Origin of the sequence: Streptomyces sp. NBC_00076 (genome assembly GCF_045041235.1) — a bacterium.
Taxonomy (GTDB): Bacteria; Actinomycetota; Actinomycetes; order Streptomycetales; family Streptomycetaceae; genus Streptomyces.
The window spans coordinates 6,249,447-6,261,874 of record NZ_CP108242.1 but is presented as its reverse complement, the minus strand read 5'-3'; the positions used below and the strand labels follow the sequence as shown (position 1 = coordinate 6,261,874).

The following is a 12,428-nucleotide window of genomic DNA, read 5'->3' as shown; positions in this document are numbered from 1 at the left end:
CGGCAAGAATTCCCTTCGTTCGCACGGCAGCGGCCCTTCACCATCGACGCACTCGGCAGCAGCGCTGCCCTACCCGTCAGGCAGGCGGTTCGCCGGTCGCCGACGGCCCCACGATCCACCACTCCTCGGGGTCCTCGGCAAGCTCCTCCATCATGATGTCGACCGCCGCACCGACCTGCGCCTCGACCGAGTCCGCGGGGATGCTTCGCCGGTGCTCGGCCGTACGGTCCCAGTACTCCGCGAAGACGGCGTTGCGACACAGCACGCGCAGATGGCCGAGGAGTTCGTCCCAGCCGCATGCCCCGATGCGATGCGCCAGCAGCAGGGATCCGTACTGCCGGTTGGCGAAGAGCAGTTGGCGTCGCTTGCCCTCGGTCAGGTCGGTCAGGGTGCTCGACGCGTCCGCCAGGGAGGGGTCGTCGATCGTCCGGTTCATCTGGTCCACCGTGAGGCGGTACTGCTGAATCAGGTTCGCCCGGTGAATCTCCTCGGTCATCACTTCGAGCTGTCGCAGCAGCGCCAGCAGGACGTCCTGCCGGCGCTTTCGGCGCGTACCCCAGGCGAGAGATGTCCGTAAGAAGCCCAGCCCCGCCACTACCGCAGAACCGATACTGCGCGCGGCCAGATTCCATGTGGCCATGTCAAGGCATCCCCCTGGATCCGGTATCCGTGCGCCGAGCGGTGGCTCGCAAGCCGGTCGCACCGTGGGCGTAGCACTCCACACCTCAGCATGCCCAGGGACTCGGGTCGGCACGGGAGGCGGAGAGGGGGCGCATGGATGGACATGAGGCTTCGGCCGACCAGCACCCTGACATGCGTGTGCCCCGCAGGCGCCACCCGCTGGGCGCGGCAGGGGCACTTACTCCCAGGGGGGGGTACTTACTTCAAAGTGGGTACTTTCGAAGAGTTAGCGCATCCCCTATGGTTAGCGACACCGCACCCCACAAGGAGTCCTCATCATGAGCATCGTCGTCACCGGAGCCACCGGCCACCTTGGTCGCCACGTCGTGGAGCAGCTGCTGGAGAAGGTTCCGGCCGACCAGATCACCGCGGTCGTCCGCAACGCGGAGAAGGCCGCCGACCTCGCGGCCCGCGGCGTGAAGATCGCCCTCGCCGACTACAACACCCCCGCCTCCTTCGACGGGCTGTTCGCCGCCGGCGACAAGGTGCTGCTCGTCTCGGGCAACGAGTTCGACAAGGGCCGCGTCCAGCAGCACCAGGTCGTCATAGCCGCCGCGAAGGCGGCCGGTGTGGCGCTGCTCGTGTACACCAGCGCCCCGGGCAGCCTGACCGCCGGTCTCGCCGACGACCACCGCGGCACCGAGGAGGCGCTCCTCACCTCCGGTGCGCCCTACGCGCTGCTGCGCAACGGCTGGTACCACGAGAACTACACCGAGAACCTCGCCCCGGTCCTTGAGCACAACGTGGTCCTGGCCGCCGCCGGCGAGGGTCGGGTCTCCTCCGCCTCGCGCGCCGACTACGCGGCCGCCGCGGTCGCCGTACTGACCGGCGAGGGGCACGAGAACAAGACGTACGAGCTGGGTGGCGACGAGGCGTGGAGCTTCGCCGAGTACGCGGCCGAGCTGAGCCGCCAGACCGGCAAGGAGATCGCCTACAGCCCCGTCTCCGTCGAGGCGCTCACCGGGATCCTGACCGGTGCCGGGCTGCCCGAGCCGCTCGCCGCGACCCTCGCCGGCGTGGACGCGTCCATCGAGAAGGGCGAGCTGGTCGTGTCCACCGGCGACCTCTCCCGCCTGGCCGGCCGCCCGACCACGCCCCTCTCCGAGGCGATCGCGACCGCACTCAAGGGCTGACCTGAACGGACCGGCGCCTCGAGGCCGAACTCCCCCGTCGGGCCTTCGGGCACCTCACCCCCGCCCTGTCATGACCGTATGCCGATACGGACATGACAGGCGGGGGCGCTCGGCGTTACCTTCGTGCAGGCGAGCAGAGCGCGAGAGGGAGGGCCCGTGGCCGGGACGTCGAGGAGTGAAGGCCGGATAGGTCTGCTGAACGGCTTCGCGGCGTACGGGATGTGGGGGCTCGTGCCGCTCTTCTGGCCCCTGCTGAAGCCTGCCGGGGCGGTCGAGATCCTCGCCCACCGGATGGTGTGGTCCCTGGCCTTCGTCGCCGTCGCACTGGTCGCCGTGCGGCGCTGGGCGTGGGCCGGTGAGCTGCTGCGGCAGCCGCGCAGGCTGGGGCTGATCGCGGTGGCCGCGGCCGTCATCACCGTGAACTGGGGCGTCTACATCTGGGCTGTGAACTCGGGCCATGTGGTCGAGGCCTCGCTCGGGTACTTCATCAACCCCCTGGTCACCATCGCGATGGGCGTCCTGATCCTGAAGGAACGGCTGCGGCCCGCGCAGTGGGCGGCGGTCGGCATCGGCTTCGCCGCCGTCCTCGTACTCGCCGTCGGGTACGGGCAGCCGCCGTGGATCTCCCTGACCCTCGCCTTCTCCTTCGCCACGTACGGCCTGGTGAAGAAGAAGGTCAATCTGGGGGGCGTGGAATCGCTGGCCGCAGAGACCGCGATCCAGTTCCTGCCCGCGCTCGCCTACCTGCTGTGGCTCGGCTCTCGGGGCGACGCCACCTTCGCCTCCGAGGGCGCGGGGCACGCGGCCCTGCTCGCCTCGACCGGCATCGTCACCGCGATCCCCCTCGTCTGCTTCGGCGCCGCCGCGATCCGCGTCCCGCTGTCCACGCTCGGGCTGCTGCAGTACCTCGCGCCGGCCTTCCAGTTCATGCTCGGCATCCTCTACTTCCACGAGGCCATGCCGCCCGAGCGCTGGGCCGGGTTCGCGCTGGTCTGGCTGGCGCTGACGCTGCTCACCTGGGATGCCCTGCGCACCGCCCGCCGCGCCGCCCGCACACTCAGGGCCGGGACCGGCATGCCCGGCACCGCCGTGCCGACAACGACAGGCACGGTGCGCGGCGCCCGGAACGCGGGCGGCGTCGCCTCCGGATCCAAGCCGTCGGACTCCAAGCGGTCGGCCCCCAAGCCGTCGGCCACGGAACCGCTGAACCCGGAGCCACTGAACTCGGAGCCACTGAACCTGAAGCCGCTGGCCTCGGAACCGCTGAACTCGAAGCCGCTGGACTCGGAACCGCTGGGCCCCTCCGCCGCCAAGCCGTAGACGGCGGTCACCGCCGGGATCCCGGTCGATCACCGAGACGAACCGGGTGGCGGCAGCCGGGTGAGGGGCCCGTCGAAGCCGAGCAGCACGGTCTCGGTCTCGGTCTCGGTCTCGGTCCCGGTCTCGGTCTCGGTCTCGGTCTCGGTCTCGCCGAGGATGTCGGACAGCGCGCGGCAGCCCGCCCGCCAGGCCTGCCCGGAGCCGACCACCCCGTCGGGTCGCGGCGATCCTCAGCGTCCCGGGCGCCGACGCGAAGGCCCTGCCCGCGAGGACCGGAGGAACGCGAGGACCGGAGGAACGCGAGGACCGGAGGACCGTCGTGGGCAGCATCGCCGCAAACGGCCGCGCCATCCAGACCCGCCGCAGAACAGCGCGTACACGAGGCTCGGGACGCGGAGGTCAGCTCTCCTCGGTCGGCTGCCGCGACCGGAACGCCCGCGCCTTCGCCCGGTTCCCGCAGTGCTCCATCGCGCACCAGCGGCGGCGGCCGGGGCGCGAGGTGTCGACGAACAGCAGACAGCAGGTGCGGGAGCCGCATTCGCGGACGCGGTCGGCGTAGAGGCCGGTGAACAGGTCGATCGCGTCCCGGGCGACCGTCGACAGGAGGTGGGTACCTGTGGCGCCCTGGGCCCAGGCGTGGGTGCCGTCCGGGGCGATACGGGGGGCCAGCGGGGGTTCGACGGCGGCCGCGTTGACGGCGTCAAGGTGGGACGGCTGGAGCGGGCGGCCGTGGGCGCGGTCCGCGGCGAGCAGGAAGAGGGTGTCACGAAGCTCGCGCGCCTGCGCCAACTCCCCCTCTGTAACGGCTAGTTCAAGCCCGTTCGGCAGTCGGCTCCGGCCCGCCCAGGTCACCAGGTCGGCCGGTGTGTGCAGTGCCTCGAACCGCGCGAACTCACCCGGCCCGCCCGTCGCCACCAGCTCCATGCACAGGGCGCCCGGGTCGAAGCGGAAGGCCTTGCCGCCGCCCGAGACCAGGATCAGGCCCGGGGAATCGACGGAAGCAGCCGGACGCACCCGTCCGGGCGATTCCGCAGTACGCTCGCCCATATAACCAGTATAACTGGTTATATGACTCAGACTCAGACCTCATCCGGACCCGTGCACTGGAAGCTCGTCGTCGACGCCGGCGATCCGCACGCGCAGGCGGACTTCTGGGCCGCCGCGCTCAACTACCGGGTCGAGGACAACAGCGCGCTCATCGAGAAACTGCTGGACCTCGGGGCCGCGCCGGCCGAACTGACCGTCGAGTCGCACGGCCGCCGTGCCTGGCGGGACCTGATCGCCGTACGGCATCCCGAGGATCCGTACGACGAGGAGAGCGGGACCGGGCTGGGGCGGCGGCTGCTGTTCCAGCGGGTGCCGGAGGCGAAGACGGTCAAGAACCGGCTCCATCTCGACCTGCACCCCGGCGACGGGCGGCGCGCGGGTGAGGTCGAGCGGCTGACGAAGCTCGGGGCGAGCGTGCTGCGGGAGGTGAAGGAACCAGGAGGCGAGTGGGTGGTGATGGCGGATCCGGAAGGCAACGAGTTCTGCGTGCACTGAGCGCCCGGGCCACAGGAACAGCCCTGAGCACTCGCCATATGGACAGCACTGATCGGAATTGCTCCGCTATACGAACAGGCCTGACCGGATTGCGCTCTTGACGGAGCTTCAGCCTCAGCCTCACCATCGGTCACTCATTCCCTCAGGAATTCGGAGCCCCCCACATGCAGCTCTCGGTTCCCGGGCGCGCCACGGCCACCGCCGTCGTCGCCGCCGTCTCGCTCCTGGCCGGCGGATCCCTCGCCGACGCGGCCCCCGCGGCCGGACCGACGGTGGCCGCCGCGCCCGACATATCCGTGACCGCGGTCAAGGCACATCTCACGCAGTTACAGTCCATCGCCACCGCCAACGGCGGCAACCGCGCGCACGGCCGCGCCGGTTACAAGGCCTCGCTGGACTACGTGAAGGCCAAGCTCGACGCCGCCGGATTCACCACGACGATCCAGCAGTTCACGTCCTCCGGCCGCGTCGGCTACAACCTGATCGCCGACTGGCCGGGCGGGGACACCAACAAGGTCCTCATGGCGGGCTCACACCTGGACAGCGTCACGTCCGGCGCGGGCATCAACGACAACGGGTCCGGATCGGCGGCGATCCTGGAGACCGCGCTCGCCGTGTCCCGGGCGAACTTCCAGCCCGCCAAGCACCTGCGGTTCGCCTGGTGGGGCGCGGAGGAACTGGGGCTGGTGGGCTCCCGGTACTACGTCAACAGCCTCTCCACCGCGAACCGTTCACGGATCAGCGGATACCTGAACTTCGACATGATCGGCTCGCCGAACCCCGGGTACTTCGTCTACGACGACGACCCCGCCATCGAGAAGACGTTCAAGACGTACTTCACCGGGCTCGGCGTGCCGACGGAGATCGAGACCGAGGGCGACGGCCGCTCCGACCACGCGCCCTTCAAGAACGCGGGTGTGCCGGTGGGCGGGCTGTTCAGCGGCGCCGACTACGTCAAGACGGCGGCGCAGGCGGCCAAGTGGGGCGGGACCTCGGGGCGGGCGTTCGACCGCTGCTACCACTCGTCGTGCGACACGACGGCCAACATCAACGACACGGCGCTGGACCGCAACAGCGACGCGATCGCCTACGCGGTGTGGGAGTTGTCGGCCTAGCGGTGCGGGCGAGCTGGTGCCGTGCCTGACGCGGCACCAGCGGCCTCCGCCGCCCCAGGGTGGCGGTCAGTCGCTGTCGCGGGCGCGGTCGGTGAGTCGGCCCATGCGGGCGTTGGCCTTCTCCAACTGCTCGATGTCGTCGGCGGCCGGGCCCTCCTCGGATGTGAGCTCGGTCCACAGGGCGATCAGGGCGTGGCCCAGGTCCAGTCCCTCGCGCGGGTCGCGTACGGCACGCCAGGCGGTGAAGGCGCTCTGCACATTGGCGTACGCGGCCTCCGCGTCCCGGGCGCGGTGGTGGACGTGGGCCAGGTCCAGGGAGAGGCGGAACGCGCGGACCGGTTCGCCCGCCAAGTAGGCGATGTAGGCGGTCAGTTCACGCAGCCGCAGCACTTCGGGGTGCTCCGGCCCCAACGTCTCCGAGGCCTGTGCCACGGTCCGCTCCGCCAACTCCGCCGCGGCATCCGTGCGCCCCGCCTTCACCTCCTCGTTGATCCGCCCCATCGGCTCGGCGAGCAACGCGGGCTCTGCATCGTCACCGGGCGCGGTGAGGGGGCCGTCCCCGAGAACGGCCTCGGCCACGGCGTCGAAGCCGCGGGGCGGAGTGGGTTTGGGGGCGGGGTCGAGGCCGAGGTCGTCGGAGGGCTTGGGGGCGAGGAGTGGTGCGGGCGTGGGAAGTGGTGTGGGCGTGGGGAGTGGTGCGGGGGCGGAGACGGGGGCCGGTGCGGCAACGGGCGGGGGCTCCGGTGAGCGCCCAGGGGACGACATGGGTCCACGCTCCGGTGCGGGCGCGGAGGGTGCGTCCATCACGGGCGGCGGGCCGAACACCCCTGTCGGGGCGGCGACCGTGCCGGGGGCGGAGGTCTGGAGCGGCTGCGGCTGCGGTAGCGCACGCAGGGTGAACGTGGGTGCGGCCTCGTCGTCGGACGTTGTCCCGTCGGGCGTTGCCTCGTCGGGCGTTGCCTCGTCGGACGTTGCCTCGTCGGGCACGGCCCCTTCGGGCATGGCGTCACCCGGCACGGCCCTCTCGGGCACGGCATCGCTCGACACGGTCCGCATCCGAAACGTGGGCGCCTCGTCCCGCATGGGCTCCGCCACCTCCCGAGGCAGATGCGTGGGCCTGTCGTACTGCGCCCACTGCGGCTGTACGGGAACCACGGGCGGGCCGGAGGGCAGCGGCGGGGTGGGCACGTCGGACGCCGGCGCCGGCCAGTCGGTGTCCTCCGGCGCGGGCGCCTTCGGCCAGACGGGTGACCGCAGAGGTGCCGCGGCCCCCGACGTCGCGGCCCTTGACGTGGCCGACACTCCCGCCCCTTCGACACCGCCGCCCGGCACACCGGGTGCGACCGCCGACGTCCCGGGTGCCGCCAACTCCTCCGACTCCTCCGGCTCCCCCGAATCACTCCGCCGGTCCCGCTCACCCCGATCGTCCCGATCGTCCCGCTCCTCCGCCGATTCCATCCGCACCGGCTCCGAACTGAAGTCGCTCGCCCCCTCAGGAGTGACGCGGAGGGGGACCACGTAGCCGATGCGGGTGTCGTGGATGGTGGCCAGGACGGTGTGACCGGTGGCGAGGGCGACGCGGTGAAGGTGGTTCAGCACGGCCTGCTGGATCTCCTGGCCGGGAGCCGCGACGACCCGGACACCGCCGATGGAGGCGCAGCCCGGGCCGGCGTCGCCGGGGACGCGGACCTCGATCGGTGCCGCCGAGGCGGCCGGACGCTCGGCCCGTTGATGGCCCGCCTGATGGTCCCGCTGGTGGTCCCCCTGGCGGTCCCGCTTCTTGTCACGGCTGAGTCGAGACATCGGTTCCCTCACTCGGATGCGTCGGAGAGTCGCCGGACAGCGCGTTCGGGTTCCATGGTGCTCCCTCTCGCCGTCGGACTCCGTCCCCAGCGTCAAGATCCGGTCGTACACGTACTGTCGAGTCTCTCCGCTCGCCCGCGATTCTCACGTCACTGTGGCGTCACAGCCTCGTTCCAGGAACTCACACCTCGTCAGAGGCGGTCCCGAATCCCGTGAGCGCCGCCGGGTAGGAAGGAGTGACGAGGAACGATCACGCAGATGGGGACAGGTATGCGGACGGACGCACCACTCGGACCGGAGATCTGGATCCGCGGGCCCGTGCCCGCGCCGGAGCCGGTCCCGCCGGAGCCCGTCCACGCCAGCGCGACCCCCCGACGCTACTCCTTCGTCGGCGCCCACGGCGGCGCCGGCACCTCCACCCTCGCGACCGTCTACGGCGGCCACGACTGCGGACGCGACTGGCCGGAGCCCGCCGCCCCGAGGTCCGTCCTGCTCGTCGCCCGTACCCATGCGTCCGGCCTGCGTTCCGCGCTGCGCACCCTGGAGGTCTTCCGGCACGGCGAGGCCCCGCCCGGGCTCGATCTCGACGCGGTCGTGCTGGTCGCGGACGCGCCCGGAAGGCTGCCGCGTCCGCTCGCGCAGCGGATCAAGGTGATCGAGGCGGTGATCGACGTGTACCGCGTGCCCTGGGTGTCCGCCTGGCGCCTTGGCGACCTGACCGGCCCTCCGCCCCGTGAGACGGCCGCGCTGGCCCGGCTCACCGCCAGGACCGCATGACCCACGCCGATGGCGTCTCCCCGACCGGCTCCCCACCCCTCTCCACCTTCCCGTCCCTCTCCCCGGCCCTCTCCCCGTCCCTCTTCCCCTCCACCTCTCTCTCCTCCCTCGCCTCCCTCTCCGCCGAGCAGATCGCCTTCGCCGTACGGTCGCGCGCTCTGTCCGCCGTGGACGTGGTCGCCGAGACGCTGGAGCGGATCCGCCTGGCCGAGCCGGCCCTGTGCGCGTTCGCCGAGGTGTGGGAGGAGGCCGCCCCGGGATGGGCGCGTGCGGTGGACGCTCGGGTCGCCGCGGGGGAGGTGCTCCCGCTGGCCGGCGTTCCGATCGGGGTGAAGGGACGGCACGGGCTGCGTACGGCGGGCCCGCTGCTCGCGGCCGGGTGCGTGGCCGTGGGTGCCACCTCCGTCCCCGGGCCCGGAACTCCGTGGCAGACCTGGGGACTTGGCGCTCACGGCCGTACCGTCAATCCCTGGCGGGCCGACCGCACCCCTGGCGGTTCCTCGGCAGGGTCCGCGGCGGCGGTCGCGGCGGGGCTGGTGCCGTTGGCGACCGGCAGTGACGGGGCGGGCTCGGTGCGGATCCCGGCGGCTTGGTGCGGTGTGATCGGGCTGAAAGTCAGCAACGGCCGGCTGCCGACGGCCGACCGTACGGGACTCACCGCGCCCGGTGTCCTGGCCCGGCACCTTGCGGACGCGGCGGCGTACTGGCGGGCGATGAGCGGGGCGGCGCGGCATCCGGGCACCGACTCCGCCACGACGGCCCCTACGGCCACGACCTCGACGCTCGGGACCTCCACGACTCCCCCATCCGCCGTCTGGTCCCCCGCCCTCGGCTTCGCCGACCCCGACCCCGAGATCGTGGCGATCGCCCACGCCGCGGCCGTACGTCTCGCGGACTCCGGCGCCGTACGCCTCGTACGACCGCGCACCGACCTTCGTCTCGAAGACCCGGCGCCCGCCTGGCTCGCGCTGCGCACACCCGGTGCGGATCTCGCCGTCGCCCACCGCGTCCGGGCGGCGAACGACCGGAGCCTGGACGCGCTCTTCGCCGACGCCGAGTTGCTGCTGACGCCGACCACCCCCATCCCACCGCACGGGCACGAGGGGCCGGGCGAGCGCTATTCCACCTCCCTGACCTGGGCGTTCAACCTGAGTGGGCATCCGACGGTCAGTGTTCCGGCGGGGTTCGGGGCGGACGGCTGCCCGGTCGGGCTCCAGCTTGTGGCACCGCGTGGGCGGGAGGATCTGCTGCTGGTGACGCTCGACGGCACGACGGCTGATTGCGCGTATTGATTGCATGTGCATAAGATGCGTACGCATGCACACCGCTATGCGTGCAGGGTGTGCGCGCATGCGGGGTGCGTGCGCGCACAGCTGACGACCGTCGACCGCTGGGGGACCCTTATGACCCGCCGTTTCCTGTTCGTCCTGGGCAGCGCCCGCCAGGACGGCAACACCGAACTCCTGGCCCGCAGGGCCGCCGAACAGCTCCCCGCGGACGTCGAGCAACAGTGGATCGACCTCGCCGAGCATCCCGTCCCCGACTTCGAGGACCTGCGGCACGACAGCGACCACACCCGCCCCACCGAGGGCAACCTGGCGCTGCTGCTCGACGCCACGCTCGCGGCGACGGACCTCGTGATCGCGTCGCCGCTGTACTGGTATGCCGTCTCCGCCCACACCAAGCGCTACCTGGACCACTGGTCGGGCTGGTTGCGCACCCCCGGCCTGGATTTCAAGGCCACGCTGGCCGGCCGCACCCTCTGGGGCGTCACCGCGCTCGCGCACGAGGAGGGCGAGGTGGCCGACCCGCTGGTCGGCACGCTCAACAACTCGGCCGCGTACATGGGAATGCGGTTCGGCGGAGTCCTGCTCGGCAACGGCAGCAAGCCCGGTGACGTACTGAGGGACACCGGGGCACTGGCCCGTGCCAAGACCTTCTTCGCACAGGAACCGCCCCTCGCCCGCTTCCCGTACGAGACCGAATGACCTCCTGGAGGTCACGTCACTTCCAGGAGGTCACGTCACCTCTAGGACGTCACGTCCTTCGCCGTGAAGCGGGCCCAGGCCGCCGAGCCGAACACCGCCGCGTAGAGGGCCTGGAGGCCGAGGTTCTTCACCAGGTCGTCCCAGTACACCGGGTCACGCATGAGGTCGGCGAAGGACAGCCAGTAGTGGGAGAAGAAGTACGGCTGGAGCGCGTGGAGTTGGGGGATCTGGTCGAGGATCTGGATGGTGATCAGCAGGCCCACGGTGGTCGCCATCGCCGCGATGCCGCTGCTGGTCAGGGTGGAGACGAACAGGCCCAGGGCCGCCACGCCGATCAGTGACGCGGCGACGACCAGGGCGATCAGCAGGGCCCTGCCGAGACCGTCGACGAAGCTGATCCGGGTGCCGGAGATCGTGATCAGGTCGCCGAGCGGGAAGAGCAGCGCTCCGACCGTCAGGGCCGAGATCGCGACCACCAGGGTGGCGACCAGGCAGAAGACCATCACCGTCGCGTACTTGGTGAGGAGGAGGCGGCTGCGGCCGGCGGGGGCGACCAGGAGGTAGCGCAGGGTGCCCGCGTTGGCCTCGCCGGCGATCGCGTCGCCCGCGATGACGCCGATCGCCATCGGCAGGAAGAACGGGAGTGTCGCGGCGAGCGCGGTGAAGACCAGGAACAGGCCGTTGTTGGTGATCTGCGAGATGAACGCCGGACCTCCGCCGCCAGGGCCGGCTCCCGAGTTGCCACTGGTCTCCATCTTCACGGCGATCCCGACCAGGATCGGCACGGCCGCCAGCACTCCGAGCAGCGCGAGGGTGCGCCAGCGCCGGAAGGTGGTCAGCAGTTCGTTGCGGAAAAGCCCCAGGGTCCACAGCACAGAAGGAGTGCGTGCGGCTGCGGTCGACGCGGTGCCGGACCGCTCGATCCCCGCCCGCCCCATACCCGACGTTTCGACCTCAGCCCGCTCCATCCCCGCCCTCTCGACCTCGGCCCGCTCGGCGTCAGCCCGCTCGACCTCAGCTCGCTCGGCGTCAGCCCGCGACATCGAAGCCCTCCCCCGTCAGGGCCACGAACGCGTCCTCCAGGGAGGCCCGTTCGAGGCCGAAGCCGCGGACGCGGACGCCCGCCGTCACCAGTGCCGCGTTCACGTCGGCGAGATCGCGGTCCGGCGGCTCGGCGGTCACCAGGTCGTCCGTGACGACCACGTCCGAGGCCCCCTGTTCCTTCAGCACCCGTGCCGCCTCCCCCGCGTCCGGGGTCGTCACGGCCAGCCGGCCGCGGGTGCCCGCCGACAGGTCCGCCACCGGGCCCTGGATGATCAGGCGGCCCTGTGCCATCACGGCCGCGTGGGTGCAGACCTGTTCGATCTCGTCGAGCAGGTGGGAGGAGAGGAAGACGGTTGTGCCGTCGGAGGCCAGCTCCCGGATCAGGGAGCGGATCTCGCGCATGCCCTGCGGGTCGAGGCCGTTGGTCGGCTCGTCGAGAACGAGCAGCTTGCGCGGCTGGAGCAGGGCGGCAGCGAGACCGAGGCGCTGCTTCATGCCCAGTGAGTACGCCTTCGCCTTCTTGCCGGCGGCGGCCGCCAGTCCCACCCGGTCCAGTGCCGCCGCGACGCGGTTGGCCCGGGTGCGCGGGTCGGCGGTCGGGTCGGCGGCGTCGTACCGCGTCAGGTTCTGGCGGCCGGAGAGGAAGCCGTAGAGAGCGGGGCCCTCGATGAGGGCGCCGACGTGCGGGAGCACGGCGCGCGAGGAGCGCGGCATGGGGCGGCCCAGGACCCGGGCCGCCCCCGAGGTGGGCTCGATGAGCCCCATCAGCATGCGGATGGTGGTGGTCTTGCCGGAGCCGTTCGGACCGAGGAAGCCGAAGACGCTGCCCGCCGGGACGGTCAGGTCGAGACCGTCGACGGCGAGTTGTCCGCCGCGGTAGCGCTTGGTGAGCGCACGGGTGTGGATGACACTGTCATCCACACCCTGAGGATCCGGCTCCGACTCCGGTTCCGTGGCGGACGTTTCGCCCATCGGCTCCCTCGATTCGTCGTGCGCGCACGGTACTCGCCGCGTGCGCGGACGGG

13 protein-coding genes are annotated in these 12,428 nt (G+C 71.5%); 7 read left to right on the top strand and 6 right to left on the bottom strand.

The genetic code is table 11. From position 1 onward, the window contains the following. Positions 1–76 precede the first annotated feature (76 nt). On the bottom strand, positions 77–640 hold the full coding sequence (locus tag OHA64_RS28560; RefSeq protein WP_405617773.1) for a DUF6082 family protein: 564 nt from the start codon (positions 638–640) through the stop codon (positions 77–79). Positions 641–959: 319 nt separating this feature from the next. Between OHA64_RS28560 and OHA64_RS28555 the strand changes: the two genes are divergently transcribed. Together OHA64_RS28555 and rarD are read left to right on the top strand one after the other, a co-directional pair. Next, on the top strand, positions 960–1,814 hold the full coding sequence (locus tag OHA64_RS28555; RefSeq protein ID WP_405617770.1) for an NAD(P)H-binding protein: 855 nt from the start codon (positions 960–962) through the stop codon (positions 1,812–1,814). A gap of 156 nt (positions 1,815–1,970) precedes the next feature. Next, a complete protein-coding gene (gene rarD / locus OHA64_RS28550) occupies positions 1,971–3,134 on the top strand; it encodes an EamA family transporter RarD (protein ID WP_405617768.1) in 1,164 nt (387 codons plus the stop codon). Between the two features lie 29 nt (positions 3,135–3,163). Here rarD and OHA64_RS28545 read toward each other — a convergent pair whose 3' ends face one another. Both OHA64_RS28545 and OHA64_RS28540 read right to left on the bottom strand, forming a co-directional pair. Next, positions 3,164–3,343 (bottom strand): hypothetical protein, encoded by a 180-nt coding sequence (locus tag OHA64_RS28545; RefSeq protein WP_405617766.1) that lies wholly within the window; start codon positions 3,341–3,343, stop codon positions 3,164–3,166. A 190-nt stretch (positions 3,344–3,533) separates the two neighbouring features. Beyond that, the gene (locus OHA64_RS28540) at positions 3,534–4,181 is read right to left on the bottom strand and encodes a CGNR zinc finger domain-containing protein (RefSeq protein ID WP_405617764.1); all 648 of its coding nucleotides are present in this window, start codon (positions 4,179–4,181) and stop codon (positions 3,534–3,536) included. Positions 4,182–4,202: 21 nt separating this feature from the next. Between OHA64_RS28540 and OHA64_RS28535 the strand changes: the two genes are divergently transcribed. Both OHA64_RS28535 and OHA64_RS28530 read left to right on the top strand, forming a co-directional pair. Further along, positions 4,203–4,676 (top strand): VOC family protein, encoded by a 474-nt coding sequence (locus OHA64_RS28535; protein ID WP_405617762.1) that lies wholly within the window; start codon positions 4,203–4,205, stop codon positions 4,674–4,676. A 164-nt stretch (positions 4,677–4,840) separates the two neighbouring features. Beyond that, on the top strand, positions 4,841–5,791 hold the full coding sequence (locus tag OHA64_RS28530) for a M28 family metallopeptidase (RefSeq protein ID WP_405617759.1): 951 nt from the start codon (positions 4,841–4,843) through the stop codon (positions 5,789–5,791). Between the two features lie 66 nt (positions 5,792–5,857). Here OHA64_RS28530 and OHA64_RS28525 read toward each other — a convergent pair whose 3' ends face one another. After that, complete coding sequence (locus OHA64_RS28525; RefSeq protein ID WP_405617757.1) at positions 5,858–7,594, bottom strand: tetratricopeptide repeat protein; 1,737 nt, start codon at positions 7,592–7,594, stop codon at positions 5,858–5,860. Between the two features lie 258 nt (positions 7,595–7,852). Here OHA64_RS28525 and OHA64_RS28520 point away from each other — a divergent pair, with 258 nt between their 5' ends. From OHA64_RS28520 to OHA64_RS28510, 3 genes are all read left to right on the top strand, one after another. After that, the gene (locus OHA64_RS28520; protein WP_405617755.1) at positions 7,853–8,371 is read left to right on the top strand and encodes a DUF6668 family protein; all 519 of its coding nucleotides are present in this window, start codon (positions 7,853–7,855) and stop codon (positions 8,369–8,371) included. Then, positions 8,368–9,663: an amidase family protein gene (locus tag OHA64_RS28515; RefSeq protein ID WP_405617753.1), complete on the top strand. Its 1,296-nt coding sequence runs from the start codon at positions 8,368–8,370 to the stop codon at positions 9,661–9,663. Before OHA64_RS28520 ends, OHA64_RS28515 begins: the two co-directional genes overlap by 4 nt. 111 nt (positions 9,664–9,774) lie before the next feature. Continuing rightward, positions 9,775–10,359 carry a flavodoxin family protein gene (locus OHA64_RS28510; RefSeq protein WP_405624150.1) on the top strand — a complete coding sequence of 195 codons (585 nt, stop codon included), beginning with the start codon at positions 9,775–9,777 and terminating at the stop codon, positions 10,357–10,359. Positions 10,360–10,400: 41 nt separating this feature from the next. On the opposite strand, the gene OHA64_RS28505 is transcribed toward OHA64_RS28510, so the two are convergent. Together OHA64_RS28505 and OHA64_RS28500 are read right to left on the bottom strand one after the other, a co-directional pair. Further along, positions 10,401–11,297 carry an ABC transporter permease gene (locus OHA64_RS28505; protein WP_405624149.1) on the bottom strand — a complete coding sequence of 299 codons (897 nt, stop codon included), beginning with the start codon at positions 11,295–11,297 and terminating at the stop codon, positions 10,401–10,403. A gap of 91 nt (positions 11,298–11,388) precedes the next feature. Further along, positions 11,389–12,375: an ABC transporter ATP-binding protein gene (locus tag OHA64_RS28500; RefSeq protein ID WP_405617751.1), complete on the bottom strand. Its 987-nt coding sequence runs from the start codon at positions 12,373–12,375 to the stop codon at positions 11,389–11,391. Positions 12,376–12,428: the final 53 nt, after the last annotated feature.

Excerpts from the sequence above, each read along its gene's own strand:
- OHA64_RS28560 (WP_405617773.1), bottom strand. The coding sequence starts at position 640 with ATGGCCACATGGAATCTGGCCGCGCGCAGTATCGGTTCTGCGGTAGTG.
- OHA64_RS28555 (WP_405617770.1), top strand. The coding sequence starts at position 960 with ATGAGCATCGTCGTCACCGGAGCCACCGGCCACCTTGGTCGCCACGTC.
- OHA64_RS28540 (WP_405617764.1), bottom strand. The coding sequence starts at position 4,181 with ATGGGCGAGCGTACTGCGGAATCGCCCGGACGGGTGCGTCCGGCTGCT.
- OHA64_RS28535 (WP_405617762.1), top strand. The coding sequence starts at position 4,203 with ATGACTCAGACTCAGACCTCATCCGGACCCGTGCACTGGAAGCTCGTC.
- OHA64_RS28530 (WP_405617759.1), top strand. The coding sequence starts at position 4,841 with ATGCAGCTCTCGGTTCCCGGGCGCGCCACGGCCACCGCCGTCGTCGCC.
- OHA64_RS28525 (WP_405617757.1), bottom strand. The coding sequence starts at position 7,594 with ATGTCTCGACTCAGCCGTGACAAGAAGCGGGACCGCCAGGGGGACCAC.
- OHA64_RS28520 (WP_405617755.1), top strand. The coding sequence starts at position 7,853 with ATGGGGACAGGTATGCGGACGGACGCACCACTCGGACCGGAGATCTGG.
- OHA64_RS28515 (WP_405617753.1), top strand. The coding sequence starts at position 8,368 with ATGACCCACGCCGATGGCGTCTCCCCGACCGGCTCCCCACCCCTCTCC.
- OHA64_RS28510 (WP_405624150.1), top strand. The coding sequence starts at position 9,775 with ATGACCCGCCGTTTCCTGTTCGTCCTGGGCAGCGCCCGCCAGGACGGC.
- OHA64_RS28505 (WP_405624149.1), bottom strand. The coding sequence starts at position 11,297 with ATGGGGCGGGCGGGGATCGAGCGGTCCGGCACCGCGTCGACCGCAGCC.
- OHA64_RS28500 (WP_405617751.1), bottom strand. The coding sequence starts at position 12,375 with ATGGGCGAAACGTCCGCCACGGAACCGGAGTCGGAGCCGGATCCTCAG.